At 48.4% G+C, this 21,637-nt stretch carries 16 protein-coding genes and 1 pseudogene; 2 read left to right on the top strand and 15 right to left on the bottom strand.

Annotated features, from left to right (window positions below):
- Positions 1-16: 16 nt before the first annotated feature.
- The 10 genes and pseudogenes from AOA56_RS09830 to AOA56_RS09785 all read right to left on the bottom strand — a co-directional run bounded on the left by AOA56_RS09830 (position 17) and on the right by AOA56_RS09785 (position 14,974).
- The gene (locus tag AOA56_RS09830; RefSeq protein WP_053769567.1) at positions 17-1,231 is read right to left on the bottom strand and encodes a sensor histidine kinase; all 1,215 of its coding nucleotides are present in this window, start codon (positions 1,229-1,231) and stop codon (positions 17-19) included.
- Positions 1,219-1,893, bottom strand: coding sequence for a response regulator transcription factor (locus AOA56_RS09825; protein WP_024732028.1), 675 nt, complete (start codon positions 1,891-1,893; stop codon positions 1,219-1,221). Before AOA56_RS09825 ends, AOA56_RS09830 begins: the two co-directional genes overlap by 13 nt.
- Positions 1,894-2,020: 127 nt before the next feature.
- Positions 2,021-3,775 (bottom strand): glycoside hydrolase family 13 protein, encoded by a 1,755-nt coding sequence (locus tag AOA56_RS09820; protein ID WP_053769566.1) that lies wholly within the window; start codon positions 3,773-3,775, stop codon positions 2,021-2,023.
- A 6-nt stretch (positions 3,776-3,781) separates the two neighbouring features.
- A complete protein-coding gene (gene malQ / locus AOA56_RS09815) occupies positions 3,782-5,260 on the bottom strand; it encodes a 4-alpha-glucanotransferase (RefSeq protein ID WP_152334148.1) in 1,479 nt (492 codons plus the stop codon).
- Between the two features lie 5 nt (positions 5,261-5,265).
- Entirely contained in the window at positions 5,266-7,524 is a 2,259-nt protein-coding gene (locus tag AOA56_RS09810; protein ID WP_053769564.1) for a glycogen/starch/alpha-glucan phosphorylase, read from the bottom strand.
- Positions 7,525-7,550: 26 nt separating this feature from the next.
- Positions 7,551-9,479, bottom strand: coding sequence for an amylo-alpha-1,6-glucosidase (locus tag AOA56_RS09805; RefSeq protein ID WP_024732026.1), 1,929 nt, complete (start codon positions 9,477-9,479; stop codon positions 7,551-7,553).
- A 4-nt stretch (positions 9,480-9,483) separates the two neighbouring features.
- A complete protein-coding gene (gene pulA, locus AOA56_RS09800) occupies positions 9,484-11,427 on the bottom strand; it encodes a type I pullulanase (protein ID WP_053769563.1) in 1,944 nt (647 codons plus the stop codon).
- Positions 11,428-11,467: 40 nt separating this feature from the next.
- Positions 11,468-12,340: a sugar ABC transporter permease gene (locus AOA56_RS09795; RefSeq protein WP_053769562.1), complete on the bottom strand. Its 873-nt coding sequence runs from the start codon at positions 12,338-12,340 to the stop codon at positions 11,468-11,470.
- A 2-nt stretch (positions 12,341-12,342) separates the two neighbouring features.
- Positions 12,343-13,722 carry a carbohydrate ABC transporter permease gene (locus tag AOA56_RS09790; RefSeq protein WP_053769561.1) on the bottom strand — a complete coding sequence of 460 codons (1,380 nt, stop codon included), beginning with the start codon at positions 13,720-13,722 and terminating at the stop codon, positions 12,343-12,345.
- A gap of 16 nt (positions 13,723-13,738) precedes the next feature.
- A pseudogene (locus AOA56_RS09785) lies at positions 13,739-14,974 on the bottom strand (extracellular solute-binding protein).
- 294 nt (positions 14,975-15,268) lie between these two features.
- On the opposite strand from AOA56_RS09785, the gene AOA56_RS09780 reads away from it, so the two are divergent.
- Positions 15,269-16,270 carry a LacI family DNA-binding transcriptional regulator gene (locus AOA56_RS09780; protein WP_053769560.1) on the top strand — a complete coding sequence of 334 codons (1,002 nt, stop codon included), beginning with the start codon at positions 15,269-15,271 and terminating at the stop codon, positions 16,268-16,270.
- A gap of 74 nt (positions 16,271-16,344) precedes the next feature.
- Here the strand turns inward: AOA56_RS09780 and AOA56_RS09775 are convergent, their stop codons facing one another.
- Genes AOA56_RS09775 through AOA56_RS09760 form a run of 4 tightly spaced genes read right to left on the bottom strand, consistent with a single transcriptional unit; the run spans position 16,345 to position 20,044 of the window.
- The gene (locus AOA56_RS09775; protein ID WP_048621436.1) at positions 16,345-16,875 is read right to left on the bottom strand and encodes an isochorismatase family protein; all 531 of its coding nucleotides are present in this window, start codon (positions 16,873-16,875) and stop codon (positions 16,345-16,347) included.
- Between the two features lie 36 nt (positions 16,876-16,911).
- Positions 16,912-17,541: a DUF4125 family protein gene (locus AOA56_RS09770; protein ID WP_024732021.1), complete on the bottom strand. Its 630-nt coding sequence runs from the start codon at positions 17,539-17,541 to the stop codon at positions 16,912-16,914.
- Positions 17,534-19,279: a tetratricopeptide repeat protein gene (locus AOA56_RS09765; RefSeq protein ID WP_053769559.1), complete on the bottom strand. Its 1,746-nt coding sequence runs from the start codon at positions 19,277-19,279 to the stop codon at positions 17,534-17,536. Before AOA56_RS09765 ends, AOA56_RS09770 begins: the two co-directional genes overlap by 8 nt.
- A gap of 9 nt (positions 19,280-19,288) precedes the next feature.
- The gene (locus tag AOA56_RS09760) at positions 19,289-20,044 is read right to left on the bottom strand and encodes an exodeoxyribonuclease III (protein ID WP_053769558.1); all 756 of its coding nucleotides are present in this window, start codon (positions 20,042-20,044) and stop codon (positions 19,289-19,291) included.
- A 242-nt stretch (positions 20,045-20,286) separates the two neighbouring features.
- Here AOA56_RS09760 and AOA56_RS09755 point away from each other — a divergent pair, with 242 nt between their 5' ends.
- On the top strand, positions 20,287-20,730 hold the full coding sequence (locus tag AOA56_RS09755) for a GNAT family N-acetyltransferase (protein ID WP_024732019.1): 444 nt from the start codon (positions 20,287-20,289) through the stop codon (positions 20,728-20,730).
- Between the two features lie 55 nt (positions 20,731-20,785).
- On the opposite strand, the gene truA is transcribed toward AOA56_RS09755, so the two are convergent.
- Positions 20,786-21,532, bottom strand: coding sequence for a tRNA pseudouridine(38-40) synthase TruA (truA, locus tag AOA56_RS09750; protein ID WP_024732018.1), 747 nt, complete (start codon positions 21,530-21,532; stop codon positions 20,786-20,788).
- Positions 21,533-21,637 lie beyond the last annotated feature (105 nt).

Genomic DNA, 21,637 nt, shown 5'->3' with positions numbered 1-21,637 from the left:
ACAAGAACGATTCTTTTTAAAATGCTTCCGTTTCCGGCACAACAGATTCCGGTACAATCGACCGGAAATAGGCACGCACGCAGGCGCCGCCACTTTGATTCTCCACTGTCAGAAAACCATCGTGCTTCTTGCAATACAGCTCGCTGATATACATTCCGAGACCAAAATGCTTCATATCGTCCCGCAAGCCAGAGGTCGTAAAGGCCTGCTTTGCCCTCTCCTCGCTGATGTCAAAGCCTGTCCCATCGTCCTTTACCTCCAGGGTCAGTCCACTTTCCTCCTCCAATACACAGACTATCACCTGCCTTTTTGCAAACCGCAGTCCGTTTCCAATCAGGTTGTCCGCCACCTCCAGAATCAGATCCCGGTCAAGAAAGAGTGTCTTCCCTTTGCCGCCCGCAAAAATCTGAAACTCTCGTTTCGCCTCCCGGGAGAGAATTTCTCCCACCTTCTGAATCTCCTCGCTGAGTTTTTCCACTGTTTGCGGCTGACAGGAAAGCGGTTGTTGTTCCAGAGCAGAAAAAGCACGCATCCGCTCCAGAAACCGTTCCAGCCGTTCGATCTGCCCCATACTTTCGCAGAGCATATGAAGCAGGGTTTCCCTGTCCAGCGTCTCCCCCGGCAAAAACTCCAGCATCATCTCCTGGTATCCTTTGAGCACAGTAAGCGGGGTTCGGATATCATGGGCGATGGCGGCACGCAGAACCTGCTCATCCTCTACCATCCGCCACATTTTCCGGTTGTTCTGTGTAAGCTGATTTTTCATCCGGTCAAATTCCAGACAGAGTTCTCCCAGTTCATCCCTGTTTTCATACCCGATTTCAAAGTCCAGATCATTGCCCGCAATCTTTTCTGCCGCCATCCGGAGGGCTCCCAGTGGTTTCCGGATTTTCTTTTGATAAAACAGCATGGTGGACACAATGATCCCACCCGCGCACATGACAAGAATTCCATAAGTCTGTAAAAAATCGCACCACTCAGAAAAGCGTGCGTCCCAATCTGACATTCTGCTGTTACTGACCCTTGGGATCACCACATCAAAAGATTCCTCATCTCTTTTGAGAAATTCTTCGATGTAACGATCCTGATCCACGTATTTCCACCAGATCTGCTCCTGTATCCGCCCAGCCTCATTCCCGGCAATGGCGCCCAGCAGAAATCCTGCAAGAATTCCTACCGCCATGTAGAGCAAAATACTTTTACGCAAAGAAAGATTTCTTACTTTTTCCATCGATATCCCACTCCCCACACCGTCTCAATCGGATCCTCGTCTGTAAACTCACCGATCTTTTTCCGAATCCTACGGATCAGTTCTGTAATTCCACGGCCGTCCCCTTGTCCGTCAAATCCACATACATGTTCATAGATCCGCTCTTTATCAAATACCTGTCCCGGATGCATGGAAAGGAATTCCAAGATTCCAAACTCCGTCTTTGTCAGATCCAGCATCTTTCCGTCAATCCATACCGCTCTGGCTCCATAGTCTACCAGAAGTCCGTTTCCAAACCGGTACCGTGTCTTCTGCTGATGTCTCTCTTCTCTCCGCAGATGGGCAAGTACTCTCGCTTCCAGCTCCTTCAAGCTAAACGGCTTTATGATATAATCATCCCCACCCATCATCAGACCATTCACCCGGTCCTGCTCCTCCACTCTCGCGGTCAAAAATAAAATCGGGCAGGATACCTGCCCTCGGATCTTTCGACATACCTCCAGGCCATCCATCCCCGGCATATTAATATCAAGGAGAATCAAATCCGGCTCCTCGGCCGACATCCGGACTGCCTCCGTACCATTACCCGCCTGCAATATCTGATAGCCTTTCATTTCAAAATACCGTCCCAGCATCTCCAGCAGATCCCTGTCGTCATCTGCCAGTAATATTTTATATCCCATGTTTATTCACCTCTGACAAAAGTATACACAAAAAATAGCAATAAAAAAACAACAGATAACAAAACCGGGGACATATTCCCATACATCGGAATATGTCCCCGTTGAAATCTGCTATATACCACTTCGGTTATCTCCTGCGAATCAGTACACCCTTTGGATATAATCTTCCATTCTTATATTGTCTTTGGAACAAGATCTCTCCTTTTTCCTGTACCGTAACGTCCTCCTGAGCACAGTTCAGAAGGATTTCGATCTGGTTCTGATTGCGGTCGAGTTTGATATAGTGTACAAGCCGGTCGTCTCTGTATTCTTCCGGGAAGTGAAAGTACAGGCTTTTGAATGACGGCTCCGTCTTCCGCAGGTGGATAAGCTTCTGGATCTCGTGGATCCGACGCTGATTTTCTTCGGTGTGCAGGTTGTCCCACGGCATACATCTGCGGCAGTCCGGATCAAAGCTTCCTTCCATGGCGATTTCCGTCCCGTAGTAGATGCACGGGCTTCCCGGCATGGTAAAGAGGACCGCCAACTGTTGATAAAAGATATCCAGATCCCGGAACCGGTTCATCAGACGTTCTGTATCGTGGGAATCCAGCAGGTTAAAAAGAACATTGTTGGACTGCTGCATATACATCGTATAGCAGTGATTCACCATATACTCAAAGTCCTCTTTTTTCATCGTCCTGTCGATGAAAAAATCGTGGATTCCGCTCATCAGCGGATAATTCATCACGGAATCATACTCGTCCCCCATGAGCCATTGGCTGGCATCGTGCCAGATCTCTCCTAAAAGATAAATATCCGGCTTCATGGCTTTCACATGCTCCCGAATACGCTTTAAAAACCGGTGTGATACTTCATTTCCCACATCAAAGCGGATGCCGTCAATGTCATAATCCCGAATCCAGCCCTCACAGACGTTCTGAAAGTAGTGGATGACCTCTTCGCTGTTCGTGTTCAGCTTTGGCATCTTGTCCGCAAAGGCAAAAGAATAGTAACGTCCGTCCCTGGTACTTGCCTCCTTATTCATCTGCTCCCAGTCATTCACCATAAACCAGCCCGCATAAGGGGACTGTTCCCCGTGTTTCTTTACGTCCAGCCATGGCGCGAAATTCTGTCCACAATGGTTGAACACGGCGTCCACCATCACCCGGATTCCGTGTTCATGCGCCTCTTTGACAAGATGTCTCATCATCTTGGCATCCCCAAACTGCGGATCGATTCTTGTATAATCCTTCGTATCATACTTATGGTTAGAATCTGCCTCCATAATCGGGTTTAAGTAGATACCCGTAATTCCAAGCTTCTGCAAATACGGAAGTTTCTGGCGGATCCCCTCCAGATTCCCACCATAGGTCTCCTCGTTCGTGACTGCTCCTTCATTCTTCCACGCAAGGATACCTTCCCTGTCATCTTCCGGCGTCCCGTTACAAAAGCGGTCCGGGAAAATCTGATACCAGATCGTGTCGTTGACCCAGTCCGGCGTCCGGTTCACATCCGCAGGGTTCATCCATGGGACGGTAAAGCACTGAAGCATCCTTCCCTCCATCTCCATCTGCTCTTTTGTCAGAAACCCGTCTTCAAAATAGTACCAGATCTCATCATCCGTATGTAATTCAAAATAATATTTGCACCGTTTATACTTTGGCACCAGGGTTGTCGTCCACCAGATCTGATGCTTCAGCCGTTTCCTGTAGAAAATCTCTTCCCGGATTCCGGTCCACGTCTCTTTTCCTCCCAGAATCCCCGCCTCAAACGGATCCCCATAATAAAGGAAAACCTGCTTTACGTCATATCCGGTCTTTAAGTTGACGATCAGTTCCGATTCGTTCAAAGGATAACTCATTTGCTCTGTCGTTCTATGGTAAACTCCTGTAAAATCCATCTGTCATCAAACCCTTTCTGTCATTGCTCTCCGGTACTTTCTTAATTCTTCTTTTGCCTGTCCAAAATCCGGCATCCGCCACTCCCAGTTCGGGGAGCCCACCGTTCCCGGTGTGTTGATGTGACCCTCCGCTCCCAGTCCGAGAAGATCCGCCATAGGAAGAATGGCGTATTCCGCCTTGCTGCGAAGCGTATATGTCAGAAGGCGGTCTTTTACAGATCCCTGTTTGATGCCCTCCCGCTTTAAGAAACGGCGCACCTTCCTTCTGGCAGCTACGCTCAATCCCTCATACCACTGCATAAGGGTATCATTATCGTGGGTTCCGGTGTAGATAATCATGTTTTCCACATCATGGAAACTGTCATATGCATATTTTCCACCCGTCTCGATGGAGAATACAAGGATCTTCATCCCTTTTAAATGGTAATGGTCCTTCAACTGCAATACTTCCGGCCGAAGCTCACCCAGATCCTCGGCCACAAGATTTAAGCCGTCAATTTTTGCCCGAAGAGTATCGATGACCTCATATCCCGGAGCCTCGATCCACTCGCCCTCAATGGCGGTAGGACAGCTTGCCGGAATCTTCCAGAATGTGTCAAAGGCACGGAAATGATCGATCCGGATGATATCAAAAAGCTTTTGGTTGTAACCAATGCGGTCGATCCAAAACTGGTATTCGTGATCTTTCAGGTAGTCCCAGTCATAGATTGGATTGCCCCATCTCTGCCCGGTGGCGCTGAAATAATCCGGCGGCACTCCGGCGATGAAAACCGGCCGGCCGTCTGTATCCAGGAGGAAATTGTCCTTTCCACCCCAGACGTCCACAGAATCCACACCCACATAGAACGGCACGTCTCCCATGATCTGAATACCACTTTCGTTGGCACGCCGTTTTACTTCCATCCACTGGAGGTAGAACTCGTACTGGAGGAACATCTGGTAAGCCGCTTCGTCCTCCTGCTCCTTTGGCAGCGGCGCCGGAACTTCCGGCCAGATCTTATCCTCTTCTTTCCATTCATTCCAGCAGACTTTGTGGTTCGCCTTTTTCTTGGCACGGAATACAGCGTACTCGTAGACCCATGGCTGCCTCGTAAATTCCCTAAAATCTTCTGTCTCCGTAAAGTTTGAAAATGCCTCTTTCAAATACGGCTCTTTAAAAGTACGGACTGCATCATAATCCACGGTTCTGACATTCTCGTGGAATGTAGGTGCCTGTTCTTTTAACAGTCCCGCTTCAAACAGAAGATCGAGACTGATATAGATTTCGTCCCCGGCGCAGGAGGAGTATGGCTGGTATGGGGAGTTCCCGTATCCCACCGGATTGAGCGGCAGGATCTGCCAGATCTTCACCCCGTTTTCCCGCAGAGCCTCCACAAACTCATATGCATATGCTCCGAGCTCCCCCACTCCCGTACGGGACGGGAGGGCGGAAACCGGCATTAAAATTCCTGTTTCTCTCATGGCTGCTTTCCTTTCCTGCTGCATCCGGCCTACAGACGCCAGATGTCATCGTTGTATTCCCGGATGGTCCGGTCGGATGAGAAGAATCCTGCCTTCGCGATGTTCACAAGAGCTTTTCTCTCCCAGGAGAGCTCGTCCTCATAATCTGCCAGCATCCTCTCTTTCGTCTCAATGTACTCTTTCACATCCAGAAGTGTCATAAACCAGTCTTTGGAAACCAGTTCCTTGTAAAGTCTCGCAAGGCTCACCGGATCTCCGATACGGATCAGGTCTTTACTGATAATAAAGTCCACCAATTCCTCGATCATGGCGTCGCCATCGTAGATCTTGCCGGAGTTGTATCCGTTTGTATCATAGAGACGAATGACTTCCTCGGATTTTGCCCCGAAGATATAAATATTATCATCGCCTACAAGTTCATGGATTTCCACATTTGCCCCGTCTTCGGTTCCCAGCGTCACGGCTCCATTGAGCATGAATTTCATGTTTCCGGTTCCGGATGCTTCCTTTGAGGCAAGGGAAATCTGCTCGGAAATATCGCAGGCCGGGATCAACTTTTCCGCCTTGGTGACATTGTAATTTTCTACCATCACAATCCGCAGGTATGGACGTACCGCCGGATCATTCTCGATCAGCTTTTGCAGACAGAGAAGCAGATGAATGATATCCTTGGCAATCGTGTACGCCGGAGCCGCCTTCGCTCCGAAAATCATCGTGATCGGACGTTTCGGCAGATTCCCTTTTTTGATCTCTTTGTATTTATAAATCGCATAAAGCGCGTTCATCTGCTGTCTCTTGTATTCATGGAGACGTTTGATCTGGATATCAAAGATAGAATTTTCATCGATCTCCACACCCTGTGTCTGCATAAGATATTTCTTCAGCTCTGCCTTCGCTTCTTTCTTGATGGTCCTCAGATCCGCCAGTACGTTCTCATCGTCCTTGTAAGCAAGAAGCTTCTCCAAATGGGAGGCGTCCTCCATAAATTCCGGTCCAATCAGTCCGGTCAGATAATCGGATAATCTGTGATTGCAATGTACAAGCCATCTCCGGAAGGTAATACCATTCGTCTTATTGTTAAATTTCTCCGGATAAATATCGTAAAACGGCTTCAATTCAGACTCTTTTAAAATCTCTGTGTGAAGCGCTGCCACACCGTTGACCGCATATCCGAAATGAATATCAATATGCGCCATATGTACCCGGTCTTGTCCATCGATAATATATACTCTCTCATCGTGGAAATCTCTTTTCACACGGGCGTCCAGGTCCCGGATAATCGGCATCAGATGCGGAACGACCTTTTCCAGATAAGATACCGGCCATTTTTCCAGTGCTTCCGCAAGAATCGTGTGGTTTGTGTAAGCACATGTCTTTCTCACAACGTCCACTGCCGTATCCATGTTAAATCCTCTCTGCATCAGCAGGCGAATAAGCTCCGGGATCACCATCGTCGGATGCGTATCGTTGATCTGAATTGCCACATGATCATACAGGTGGTAGAGATCATACCCTTTTTCCTCTGCTTCTGCCAGAATAAGCTGCGCCGCGTTGCTGACCATAAAATACTGCTGGTAAATTCTTAAAAGCTGTCCCGCCTCATCGCTGTCATCCGGATAGAGGAAAAGTGTCAGATTTTTCCGAATATCCTCTTTATTAAACTGAATCCCATCATGGATGATTGATTCATCCACAGTATCCAGATCAAACAGATGCAATTTGTTGCAGCCATTTTGGTATCCTGGTACGTCAATGTCGTACATCGTAGAGGTCAGAGTGAAATTCTGGAACGGCACTTCAAAATGGCGCTCTATCTTTGTAAGCCAGCTCTGATCCGTAATCCACGGGTTTTTCTCTTCTCTTTGCTTGTTGTCCACAAAAGTCTGGCGGAATAATCCGTCATGGTAGTTTAATCCTACGCCGTCTCCCGGAAGTCCCAGGGTGGCGATGGAATCCAGAAAGCAGGCCGCTAAACGCCCGAGCCCTCCATTCCCAAGAGACGGCTCCGGCTCTACTTCCTCGATCTCGGTGATCTCCTTATCATATCGTTTCAGAACTTCTCTTGTCTCGTCAAATAATCCCAGATTGATGAGATTGTTGGACAAGAGTTTTCCGATCAGAAACTCCGCTGAAATGTAATAGAGCTTTTTGCTGCCTTCGTTTCTCTTCATCCCGGCCATTTTTTCTTTTGTAATCTCTAAAAGTGCTGTATAGATTTCTTCATTGGACGCATCCTGAATGTTTTTTCCATAGTTCTTCTGTAACATCTCCTGTAATAACTGTTCCATCTTCGTTCTCCTTTCGATGTAGATTCTTATTCGACCGCCTCGTACACTCTGAGGATCTCGCCCACACTCCATGCCTGGGCGAAGCATCCTTTGGATGAGGTCGGGTTTCCTCCGTCATAAATCTCCGGAAGCTGTCCGATACATCCTTCTCTCATGGCGCTCTCCATGACTTCCAACTGCTTTCGGACATGCTGTCTGGCTTCTTCACTGTACCCGTGTACTTTCAAATACGCCAGATAATAAGCCCCAAGCGGGAAGACCCACACCGTTCCCTGGTGATATGCCAGATCTCGCTTGATCATTTCTCCTCCGTAAAACGGATGGAACTCCTCGTCCGCTTCTTCCAGTGTCCGCAGTCCGTAAGGGGTGTAAAGTTTCTCGTAGACCGTCCGCACGACCTGCCGTTCCTGCTCTTCATCCATCATACCAAACGGCATGGATACCGCCCAGATCTGATTGCACCGGATCTGCGTATCCGCCTTCGTCCCGGAGATCAAATCCTTTAAGCAGCCTTTTTCCTCGTTCCAGAATTGCTGCCGAAATGACGTCCGGACCTTGTCCGAGAGCACCCCATACCCAGTATATTCCATTCCCAGTTCAGATGCAAACATTTCCATAATGCGGAGAGCATTATACCAGTAGGCATTGACTTCCACCGGTTTTCCGTGTCTCGGCGTCGGAAGCAAATCTCCTACCCGGACATCCATCCACGTCACCTGATCGAGCCCTTCCCCGGCCAAAATCAGACCGTCTTCATCCATACGGATGCCATGTCTCGTGCCTGCCTGGTAGTTTGCCACAATGCGCTCCATTACCGGCCAGACTTCCTTTACAAAATCCAGATCCCCTGCCGCTTGGTAATACAGGTAGACACAGTTGATAAATAGCAGCGCCGCATCCACTGTATTGTACCGTGGCTCATTCTTCCCCTCCGGAAAAAGGTTCGGCATCAGACCGTCCTTTTCGTGAACGGCAAAGGTCCGTAAGATCTCTTTTGCAGTCTCATACTGTCCGGTGGAAATGCAGACCCCCGGAAGAGCGATCATCGTATCTCTGCCCCAATCCTCGAAGAACGGGTATCCTGCCAGAATCGTCTTCCCATCCGTAGACTCTCTCCGGGAAACGAATTGTCCTGCACTTTTGGCAAGCACCTTTGCCATCGGTGCTGTAAATCCTGCCCGCTCTTCCAGTTCTTGACGGTACTGCTTCGTGTCCGCAAGAATACCTTCCGCATCCTTTCTTCCAGCACAAGTCGAAGCGATGATCTCCAGCCGCCCCGTCTTCCTGGCCGGAACTCTCAGGCTGATCTGAAGCACCGCCTTTGTCCTGCCGGCCGGCCGCCTGCCATCGCAGACATCATAACTGTAATAGCAGGTTTCCGTCTCCTCCTTCTGTAAAATCTCTCCATTGGTCTCAAAGAAGAGCCCAATCCCATTCGATATGACCGAATTTCCATCCCACTGAAAGTTCTGCTCTTCCTTTAGATCCTCGCCTTTTCTCACAAATTGGAGGAATGGAGTGACTTGAAGTGTGACCGCTTCCAGTGTCTCGTTTTCTATTTCATAGACCACCGCCACGGTATTTTCCATGTGCGGCATCCCGATTTCCTTTCTTACCTGTACACCGCCGGCCTCGTAGCGCCAGACAGGCGTATCCTCAAAGGTGAAGGAGGATAGGTACCGGTATCCCTCCTCCGCCGTACCGCCATCAAACTCCTGAGAAGAAAGCACTTTCTTCTCTTTTTTCGTCTCCAACACTTCCCGCAGACGGTGAATCAGATTGTAGCGGTGGTTCGGCGCCTGGGTGCATCCCATCAGCAGGGCATGGTCATTTCTGGCCGCTGATCCGATCATTGTCAGGGAAGAAAAGCCCCCCAGCCCATTTGTCAGAAGATAGCAGTTCTCCTGCCCTCTTTCAAGCGTTTTGATATCTTGTTTCCCGTAGATCCATTTCATATATCTAGCCTTCCTTTCCTGTCTGTCCAAGCACCAGGACACTGCGTCCTTCCACCCGGATCGTTCCTTCTGTCACAAACGGATTCTGCCAGAGGCGGCTGCTGTGCGCATCTACAAGCACTTCCCATTTTCCTTTTGGAAGGTTTCGCTCGATTTCTTCCTGTCTGCTATTATAAATCACGCAAAGTGTCTCCCACAGGGACGGCTGGCTCTCGCTGTGGTTATCCACGAGAAAGCCAACGACCCCATCCGTTTTCCACTCGTCCCGGATCCGTTTCCACGCATCCTTTGATTTATCACAAAGTCCCGGCAGCCGTTTACGAAGTGCAATCAGACCGCTGTAATATTCTACCAGCTCATACTGTTCATACATCCGGTTCCAGTCGAGACGGTTGATCTCAATCGGAGCGTTGTAGGAATTTTCGAGTCCTCCTTTTGTGCGGGACGCTTCTTCCCCGGAAAGGAAGAAAATCCTGCCCTGGCACGTCATGTACACCGCCGCCGCCATCCTGTTGGCACGCATCCTCTCTGCCTCATCCTCCACTGTAAGAGAAAGCTTATCCCAGAGTGTCCAGTTATCGTGGGCGGATACATAGGTAACGACCTGGGATGGCGCCTGGACTTTGGATCCCGGTCCGCACCATGCTTTCACCGAGGAGAGAATCGCCCCCTCCTGTCCCTTTCCTCCATTTACAAATCCAGGCGTTCCCCCCTCAAAGGTATGCCCCTTGATGGCATCCCTTGTATCATCACAGAAAAATCCAACCTGCGGATTCAGCCGGTCTATATTCTTTTTGAGTGCCGGAAGAGCTTCTTGTTCCATGGGTGTTTCACTTGCCGACCATGGTTCCCCGAACACAAGTTTCTCGCCTTTTCCATAGCGGGAAGAAAGCTCCATCTCGATCCGGTTCATAAGTCCGGTGTCCAGAAGTCCCATCAGGTCAAAACGGAATCCATCAATATGGTACTCTCCCGCCCAATAAAGCACGGAATCCACAATATAGTTCGCGCACATGATCCGCTCACTCGCCACATCATTCCCACAAGCTGATCCGTTCGCCGTCTCTCCGTTCTCGTGGACACGGTAATAATACCACGGTACCGTCCTCTGAAACCAGGAATCCAGGAAATAAGTATGATTGTAGACCACATCCATGATAACCCGAAAGCCGTTTTTGTGCAGAGCCTTTATCATCTCTTTGAACTCCCGGATGCGTACCTCTCCTTTTCGTGGATCTGTGGCGTAGGAGCCCTCCGGTACATTATAGTTTACCGGATCATACCCCCAGTTAAACTCCCCCGATTCCTTCGATTCATCGACAGATCCATAGTCGTATGCCGGCATAAGCTGGATATGGGTGACGCCCAGTCTCTTCATATAAGAAAAGCCTGTGGGATGCACACCGTCATGGTTTCGTGTTGTATTCTCACAGGTAAATGCCTTATACTTTCCACGGAAGGCCTCGGGAAATCCTCCCGACGGATCCCAGGAATATTCCCCGATATGCACCTCATAAATCACCTGCTCCGGCTGCATTTCAGGGGATACCTCCTCCTGCCACCCGTCCGGGTCTATCTGTTTCAAATCTACGATCATGCTCCTTTGTCCATTGATTCCACACGCTTTCGCATAAGGGTCCGCTGACCAGATCGCCTCCCCCTCGATTACGAGCTCAAAATCATAGTATACGCCGTGGAGCATTTCTTTTGTCCGGTAAGCCCAGACGCCTTGTTTTTCCTTTTCCATAACCTCGGTGCGATAAGGTTTCCCTGTCTCACCATCCTGGAAGAAGCGGACATTCACCGTCTCTGCAACCGGGCTCCACAGGAGGATGGAAGTTCCATCCTCCGTGCAGGTTGCACCCAGGTCATGTCCCTCATAGGTATATTGTTGTTCAAATTTCGGATCCGAATAATATGCCTTCCATTCTGTTGCTGTCTTTCTCATCTGTCACTCCTCATTCATCTGTTTTGCCTGCCTTTCACACTTAGCCTTTCACTGCTCCGGATACACCATCTACATAGTACCTCTGCATAAACAGGAAGAGGATCGCGATCGGAATGGAAATCAGTACGGCTCCTGCCGCAAAGCTGGTATACCAACTGTCAATATATTCCTTTTCCAGCATTTTCCAGAGCCCAATCGCAATCGTGTACTGGTCGGAGTTGGCACGGCAGATCACTTTGGCAAAAATGAAGTCGAGCCATGGAGCCATAAACGACGTCAGCACGGTATAGATGATAATCGGTTTGCTAAGCGGCAGTGTGATCCTACTGAAAATCTGCCATCTCGTACATCCATCCAGAAGCGCCGCCTCATCCACCGCAATCGGGATGGTATCAAAGAATCCTTTCGCGATCTGGAATCCAAGCCCCGCGCCTCCTGAATAACACAAAATCAGCGCCACTTTGATCAGATTCCCTTCTGTCAGTCCGATTGCCTTTAAGATAAAGTAAACGGCAACCATGGACATGAATCCGGGAAACAGTCCCAGGATCATCGCCATGTTCATATAAGGCTTCCGCAACTTGAATTTTAGCCTGGAAAGGCAATAAGATACCGCCAGCACATAAAATGTGGAAAGAATACAGGAACACACCGCGATGAACAAGGTATTCGCAAACATCTGTGGAAAGTTCAGAATGGAGGTGTCTGTAAACAGTCTCACATAATTATCCAGTGTAAAGCTCTGTGGGAAGAAAGTGGAAACATAGGACCCCTTCTCTGCCCGGAAGCTTGTCAGTATTACCCATAAAATCGGGAATACCCAGATCAACGCCAAAATGGCAAGTACGACATGTACGATCGTATTATGAATGAAACGTCTCTTTTTAGCTGAACGTACTTTTCCAGCAGCCATGTTTAGAATCCCCCTTCTTCTTTATATGATTTACTGTTGCGGTATGTAAGAAGAGCCGCAATCGCCAGAATAATAAATGTCAGGATACCGATCACCGCACCGATATTGTAGTACTGCTTATCAATGGTCAGCTTGTAAAGCCAGGTAACAAGCAAGTCGGTACTTCCTGCTGTAGAGGACAGATCCGTAACCGGATCTCCTCCGGACAACAGGTAAATAATATTGAAGTTATTGACATTTCCCGTAAATGTTGTAATCAGGTACGGCGTCGTCACATAAAGCATATACGGCAGCGTGATCTTAAAAAAGATCTGCACCGCGTTTGCTCCGTCCACCTTGGCCGCTTCATAAAGTTCTCCCGGAATATTCTGAAGAACTCCGGTAAGCTGAAGTAGCGTATACGGTACACCAACCCAGATATTGATGACAATGACAGTCACCCTCGCCCACATCGGATCCGTGAAAAACGGAAGGCTGGCGTCCTGTGCAATCAGTCCCAGATTCCGAAGCAACACGTTGACCGCTCCCTCCGGCTGAAGCATCGTTCTCATAATCAAAAGGGAGACAAACATCGGAACGGCACAGGAGAGAACGAAGCAGAATCTCCAGAATCCTTTTGCTCTTGTCTCTTTCCGGTTGATAACGATGGAAAGGATCATACCGAAAATATAGTTACTAAACGTTGCAAAGAACGCCCATACAATCGTCCATGCAAGTACAGACCAAAATGTACTTCCCAGAATACTGTTGGAATCAAACAGCGCCCGGAAATTATCCAGACCAACCCACTCAAACAGCATCAGGTGATTGTCGATCTTACTGTAGTTTGTAAATGCCATACAGATCATAAAGATCAAAGGCAGGATGGTCAGCGCAAAGATAAACACCATCGGAGGTGTCATCAGAAGACGGTGCAGATTCTCGTGGAGGAGTGCTTTCACGTCCTCGACAAAGCTGTTCACATGTCTTCCTTCCCTGTCGAGACATTCCGCCTTGTACGCGCTTTTTAATGCTCCCCGCCATGCCCAGATCATCAGAATTGTCACAAGAATCGTTGCCACCCCATACAGCAGGATCAGAACAGACTGATCACCCTTTGTGTATGTATAGATCTGATTCACCTCATCCCATACCTCTTTTTGTTCTACTGTTCCCAGTGTCCCAAGCATGGAGAGGAAACGGATTCCATTCAAAACCATGAATACAACATACGCTACTTCAACTGCCAGATAGATCAGTCCTTTGATCTTCTGTTTATGCATGATATTTCCAAATCCCATCAGCACCATAGAGAGCTTCGTCTCCATGCCGCCTTCCCTGATTGCCGCCGTACAGGTGTACGGTGTCGGGAATTCATTGACATGCCTTTTTCTTATTCCCATCCTCTTCTCACCTCGTTTAGATTCCATCACTGTTCATTGCCTCATTCATCGCTTCCGCCTGCTCTGCGGAGTTGTCATGTGTCACACTGCCGTTGCGGATTCCTTTTCCCATGTTTTCAACCGGAGTCCAGCAATTATTCATCTTGGCGACAAACGGCTGAAGAATCGATGTGTCGTTGAAAGTATTATTCTGTGCCATAACAAGCGGATCTTCCGCAATTTTAGTATCCTTCAGAAGTTCCGTGTTACATGGGATCACATTTCTGAGTTCATAATGTGTCCGCTGCGCCTCCGCAGATCCCAGATATACGGCAAGCTCTACCGCTGCTACCATATCTTTGCAGTTTGGATTCACGCCGATCGCCTTGGACCCGGCGTAAGCCATCATCTGCTTTTCCTCTCCATTCAGTGTATAAGCCGGAAGAGCGATTGCGCCCATGTTATCACCCAGCGCCTCCTTCACCGCATTGGCGTCCCAGGAACCGGAAAACATGGCGGAAATGCTTCCGTCACGAAGTCCCGCAATACCAGAACCGTCGGCGTCGATTTTAAAATTCGGATTTCCCGCCAGATCTATAAGATAATCTGTCACTTCCACGGATTTCTCTCCCCCGAAATCCACGCCCTTTGCCTCGTCCGTTCCATCTCCGAACAGGGTACAACCGTTACCGATATAAAATGCCGGAAGATACCAGGAGTTTGTCATCGGGAAAGAGACAACGCCTTTTTCCAGCATCGTATCCAGATTTTTCACGTCCTCTTCGTCAAATACGCTCTTGTCATAGTACATAAACCAGGTGTTTGTCGTAAACGGTACACCGTAAAGCTCCCCGTTCTTTGTCAGGGATGAGATGACTTCTTCGGTATTTGTTCTTTCGATCTCCTCTCTGTATTTTCCCCCGAATTTCACCAATGCGTTTGCATCCGTCATCGTGGTAAGTGTATCGTTTGCATACATAAACACATCGGCACTCGCCTCCGGATCCTGCGCTACCTAGCCTGCCGCCGTCGCCTCATCCGCTACACCATAGACAAAGGTGATATCCCATTCGGGATGTTCGTCCGCAAATTTCTCACACGTCGTCTGAAGCCATTCTCCACTGTCCTTTGACTGATCCTCCGATGGGGACCAGACCATCAGACGGACTTTTTTCTTTCCGCCGGACGATCCATCTTCGCTGTTTCCGCACCCGGCAAGCATGGATGCGCCCAGTACTGCCGCCAGCAAAACTGCCAACCCTCTTCTCTTCATCGTTCTGACCTCTCCTTCCGAAAGTTTCGTTTTGTTTCGTTAAGACATACTATACATGCCCTATTTTGGTTCGTCAACCCTATTTCTCGTTTTCAACCATGCATTTCTCTGTTTTTCACATGTAAAAGTCCTCATTTTTATATCATTTGCACAATTATTTTTCTTTCTTTTCTTCATTCGGCGATCGAAACTTTTGTTTTACAAGTTTCGTAAAACAAATTGCATTTTCCGTAAGTATTCGGTATAATAGAGAAAACAGGTGAATTCATGGTTAGATTTCAGAAAGGTGATTGTATGGCTACAATTTTAGATATCGCCGAGAAGCTTGGCGTGTCCAAGGGTACTGTTTCCAAGGCGCTGAACGGCGCTCCGGATATCAGCGAAACATTGCGAAAAACGATATTAGAAACCGCTGTCGAGATGGGATATACGAGACGGCGCAGACAGAAGCAGACAGCAAAGAAACTCTGTATTCTTGTAGAAAATCTGGATTACGAGGAGCCGCACCAGTTTGGCTATGATATTGTTACCGGATTCCGCCAGATGGCGGAGCCCGCCGGATTTTTGGTTGAGATCTTCCCGATAACGGAGAAGCTGCAGCGCTCCATCTCTTATGATATGTTCATGCTCCAGCACGATTATCTCGGTGCGTTTGCCCTTGGATTCACTCTTCAGGATCCATGGATGACAGATTTTCAGACGAGCAGTACTCCCACTGTACTGTATGACAACTATATCAAAACCAATCCCAGAACAGCCTATGTCGGTGTGGACAACAATGAGGGGATGGAGCTTGCCGTCTCCCACTTAAAAGAACTGGGACATAAAAAGATCGGATACTTAAGCGGAGCCCTTGGCTCTCATATTATGCAGGTACGTCATAAGGCGTTCTTCCAGGCCATGCGGCAGAACGGCCTGCGTGCCGATTCTGACTTTGCCGGGGCATCCTACTATATCAGCCAATGTCTTGAGAAGCATCTGCCCCGTCTGATTCAGATGGGTATGACCGCCATTATCTGCAGTCACGATCTACTGGCAAACGCGGCTATGATCCAGTGCCAACAGTTCGGAATTCGCATCCCGGATGACTTAAGCATCATCGGTTTTGACGATCTGCCGATCTGCCCGTACACCTACCCGCCGATGACTACCGTCCGCCAGGAGCGGACCGAGATCGGCAAATGCGGCTACTATGCGCTGGACAGTCTGAGAAACAGTGTCTCCATCGGCACACTGTTGCTGCATGCCAAATTGATGGTGAGAAATTCTACCGGACCGGCGTCGGAGAAGAATTAAGATTTCAAGGTATACAAAAAGAGGACTGTCCTGCTGATAACAGCCGACATCCTCTTTTCCTCTCCATTCTTCTCTTACTTAATTAATTTCTGTATCTTTCTTGCCTCCGTTGTCCCTGCTTTTCCCAGCAGTTCAAACAGAAGCGCTTCGTAGGTTGTAAGGATAGCGCCCTCCAGTCTCGCCCGTTCCAGCGCCATTTCCAGATCCCGCGCTTTCCTGCTGGAGATGCAGTCTGTCACAAGAACGGGCTGAAAGCCTCTGCTCTTGAGATCGATCACCGTCTGCAAAACACAAATGTGGGATTCAATTCCGCAGAGAATCACTGACTTCTTCCCACCCAGCTTCGGAATCACTTCTTCCGCCGCACTGTAACTGATTTTTTCCAGGTATTCCCTGGTTCCTGCGGCTTCCACGATTTCCGGCACTGTCATACCAAGTCCTCTTGTATACTGCTGTGTGAGATAAATCGGAACTCCGAGTTCTTTCAGTCCTCTCAGCAGAATCACCGAGTGAGCCAGCAGTGCCTCTTTTTCCTGCATCACCGGCATCAGCCGCTCCTGATAATCTACGGCTACAGCCGCCACGTCTTCTCTTCTAATCAACATTCTATCCTGTCTCCTTTTTGACCTTTGCTTTTCTTGTCATAGATTCCTGTTTTCCGCTGTCTTCTCTTCTGCCTGTTCCAGAGAATCGTATCCATAGAAACGTACCATAAATCCTAGAATTTGCTCCGTCAGATTTTCTCCCCGTTCCTCCATCTCCCTGATCATTGCGGCGTACAGAGCAATCGTCCGATCCGAATATGTGCTGATCTCTCCCCTCAAATACGTCTCCTGCGAGGTGTCCCACGGCGTATCCTCAGAGGTATAAATCTTTCTTCCGGTTCCTCCAAGATTCGGAAACCGCCTGGAAAAGTCTTCGGCCCACCATATTTCCTGGCTGATCAGCTCTTCCTGCATCCGGATTCTCTTGCCGCTTCTTTTCGGAAGGATTTCCCGGAAACGCTCGTATTCCTCCGGCGCTGTGCTCTCCATCATTCTGGCATACTTCTCTGTCAAAAGATTCCATCCTTCCTTCCAGGCATCCCGAAGATCCTGAAGATAGCTTTCCAGCACCTCTTCTGTCCATGCCAAGAACTGGCTTTTCCTCATAATCTCAAACGTCTCCCGGTCATCCTGGCAGGAGGCTCTTCCTCCTTCATTATGTACCTGCTGGAACTGTATCCATTCTATATCCACCACAGCCTCAATGAACCGCTCTTTCTTAGTCATCTTTTTGTCCCTTTTTCCTTTCCATCAAAACCAGCCGTTCAAAGACTGCTCCCTTTTGTTCTTCCAAAAAGACTTCTTTCCGGTCAGAAATTCCCTGAGCGTTCAGTTCTCCGACAACCATCCGGCAGATCTGCTCAATTATTTTTTCTACCCCGGTGTCCCTCAGATCTTTTTGCATCAACTCCTCCAACAGTGTACAAAGTTCCGGTATCCTCCGAAATGTCTCCATCCCCCTTATCTTCCATTTATAAAACGGCATGTATGTTTCATTCAAAAGATAGGCTGTCTCTGTCGATGCCTGAATAAACTCGGACAGAGAGAAGTACATGGCTCCAATCGCCTCCCGTCTCTTCGCCCGCGGGAAATTATACTGTCCTGCCTGCGCCATACGTCCCAGAGAAAGGCAGAGCCTTTTTAAGCGCACTGTCTCTGGTTCCCTTAAAAACCCCTCTCTTCGCTTTGAAAATTTCCCAAGTGGATCGTCAAAGACCTCTCCGTTTGTAGCAGTCCGCAAATTCTCCTGGGTAATAGAGAGCCAGCTCTCATCGTCTTCCGGTGCTTTCCTGTATCCTGTCGGTTCTTCAAAAAATGCTCCGATTTCAAACACGCCGACCCTTTTTTGACCATGTGAAGTCGTATTTCTGGCTTTATATCCCAGAAATTCTTTCGGAAGCGCTTCATACGCCTCCTGAAGCCGCGCTCCGATCTTCCGGTAATCCTTTTTTGTCAGCCAGAGGCAAAATCCCGGGCCAAAATCATGGTCCGTGGACAAAACGTCATCATATCCAAGACACTCCGAACCCTCCCCGCACAGTCCTGCGGCAATCCGCCCCGCATAGTCCGGAAACTTTATCTCAATCATTGGTTTCCCGTATTTCTCATAGTAGGCTCTGGCAAGTTCCATTCCTTTCATCTTACTTTTTTCGGCCGCCTGTTTTCTCCCAAGCAGATCTGACACCAGAGACAGATTCTGCTTTGTCACCCGATAATACTCATTTTCCCCGTAGAAACGATCGATCTCTTTTAATGCTCTCCGGTAATAGTTCGCAGACGATTCCAGATCTCCTTCGTGGAAACAGGCCTCCCCAAGCCCGGAAAGTGCCGACGCAAAATGGGAATCTTTCCCGTCCCGGGTCTTTTCAAAAATCCGTACGGCCATCTCCATGTGACGTTTCCCTTCTTCTATCTCCTGCATCTGAAAACAGAGATTCCCAAGATTTGTGTGTGTAATGGCCACCTCGATTTCCGCATCATCCAGTTTCCGGATGATATCCATCGCCAGTTCCAGCTCCTGTTTGGCCTCGTCAAGCCTTCCCGTCTCACTGTAGAGGAGACTGAGATTATTGTGAAGAGACGCCATACGATAGTCCGGCCCGGTTACATGTTTGCGGAAAATCAGGTGCGCTTGTCTGTATAACGCTTCCGCCTCCGCATAGTTTCCGGCCGCACGGTATCCCGTAGCCACATTTAACAACATCGTGCCGTATTCCATTGTCCCGGACAGACCCATAGCGTCCGCAAGCTCCATTGCCTGATCGGCGCAGAGCAGACACTCCTCATAACGGCCTGCCGCACGGTAATATCCCATGAGCTCATTTAAAATAGCAAGAATCGAACCGTTCTCACCCGCTGCCGCCGCCTGTTTCAACCCCTTTTTCAAATAAGCTTCGGCCTCATTTCCCTGCCCGGAGGAATAAAGCAAATCCAACCCCTCCAGATACTGCCGCAAATCAAACATCGTCCCCTCCTATTCTTGCATGTCCAGTTCCACCGGACAATGATCGCTTCCAAGAATCTCCGTGTGAATCTTCGCGTCCTTCAACCGGCCCTTTAACGCCTCCGACACAACAAAATAATCAATACGCCACCCTGCGTTTTTCTTTCTGGCGCTGAACCGATAGGACCACCAGGAATAAACGCCCTCCTGATCCGGATAAAAATAGCGGAACGTATCGATAAATCCCGACGCTTTCAGAGTGCGGAACTTGTCTCTCTCCTCATCTGTAAATCCAGCGTTTTTACGATTTGTCTTTGGATTCTTCAGATCAATCTCCTCTGCCGCCACATTGAGATCCCCACAGAATACGACCGGCTTTTTCTCTTCCAGCTTCTTTAAGTAAACCAGAAAATCCGTCTCCCACCGCATCCGGTAATCCAGTCTTGCAAGCTCATTCTGTGAGTTCGGTGTATACACGGTGACAAAATACAAATCATCATATTCCAGAGTGATCACACGGCCTTCCTGGTCATGCTCCTCGATACCGATCCCGTACCGCACGTTCAAAGGCTCCCTCTTTGTGAAAATCGCCGTCCCGGAATACCCTTTTCTCACCGCGTAATTCCAGTACTGATAATATCCCGGAAGCTCAAGTTCCAGTTGTCCCTCCTGCATCTTCGTCTCCTGGATACAGAAAATATCCGCGTCCGCCTCCCGAAAAAAATCCAGGAATCCTTTCTGCACACACGCCCGGATTCCGTTCACATTCCATGATATCAATTTCATAGCTTCCATTCCTCCTGTATCGTTATTTTTATCTGATAACATAAAATCGTTTAAAACACAAAACTTCTTTAAAAATCAGATTTCTTTTTTCTGTCCTTTCTTATGCATTATATCATCCCATTCTTTCCCTGTCATTTTCTTTTTCGCGTGTCTCCTGACTCTGAAAAGAAGTGGATTTCTTCTCTTCTTTATTGTATACTGAGTTTGCTAGCGTGCTCAAGGGAGATGGAGGACAACATCATATGAAAATTGAAAAAATTACGGAGCAGAAAAAGCGGTTCCTCGATCTGCTTTTGCTTGCCGACGAGCAGGAAAGCATGATTGACCGCTATCTGGATGAGGGCGATATGTACGCCCTATACGATGACGACTTAAAAGGTGTCTGCGTCGTTACCCCAGGAGATGACGGCTCCTGCGAGCTGAAAAATATTGCCGTCTACGAGGACTGTCAAGGCAAAGGCTACGGAAAACAGATGATAGATTATCTGACAGATGTCTATTCCGGATCGTGCCATACGATGTATGTAGGGACCGGGGACAGCCCGCTTACCGTACCGTTCTATAAAAAATGCGGGTTTACTGAATCCCACCGGATAAAAAACTTCTTTACGGACAACTACGATCACCCAATCTTTGAATGTGGGATCCAGCTTGTCGATATGGTCTATCTGAAAAAGGCACTATAGCCTGAACAGGGGGAACCCATGCGATCTTTTTCCCATGATTCCCCCTGCATATTTTCTATCCTTCATCTCTGTAAAATACTTCTTTTAAAAATAACCCCTGAGCCGGAGCTAAAAATCCTGCTTCTGCTCTTTTCTTTTCATTCAGAATCCGAGGCAATTCATCTGCCCGACGTTTCCCACTCCCCACTTCCAGAAGAGTTCCGCTTAAAATTCGCACCATGTGGTACAGAAATCCGTTCCCCCGAAAAACCAGATAAAGCTTATCTGGTTCTACCTCGACTCGGATTTCGTCGATCCGCCGCATACAGCTTTCCTCATCCTTGCGGTCTGTAAAGCTGGAAAAATCGTGGCGTCCAATCAAATATCCAGCCGCTTCTCTCATTGCCTCGATATCCAGCTTCTCCGGGTAGTGGTATGTATATTTTCTTGAAAAGACACACGGCTTTTCCCGTAGATCAATATGATATTCATAACACTTTCCCTTTGCGCTTCTGCGTCCATGAAAGGTATTCGGTACCAGCTCGATTTCCCGGATACGGATATCCTCCGGAAGCCTCTCATTCAACTTCCGAAGAAATTCCCTTTCCTCGACTTTCCCGGACAGTCTGAGACTTGCCACCTGTCCCAGCGCGTGAACACCGCCATCGGTCCTTCCGGATCCCTGTATCTTCACCTCATACCCGGTGATGGACGCAATGGACTGTTCTATCACATGTTGAATTGTCTGTTCTACTCCCCGTTGTCTCTGCCACCCCTGATATCGAGTGCCGTCGTAGGAGATTGTCAGCTTATATGTTCTCATCTTTTCTCATCTCCGATGCCATTACTATGATTTAGTATAGGCAGAAACGCCGCAAAATTCAACTCGAAAATTTACGGCGTTTTCATTTGTTTTTTGTTTTCAGGA

The sequence above is a fragment of the Sellimonas intestinalis genome, from assembly GCF_001280875.1.
GTDB classification, from domain to species: domain Bacteria; phylum Bacillota; class Clostridia; order Lachnospirales; family Lachnospiraceae; genus Sellimonas; species Sellimonas intestinalis.
This window is presented reverse-complemented; position numbering and strand designations above follow the sequence as displayed.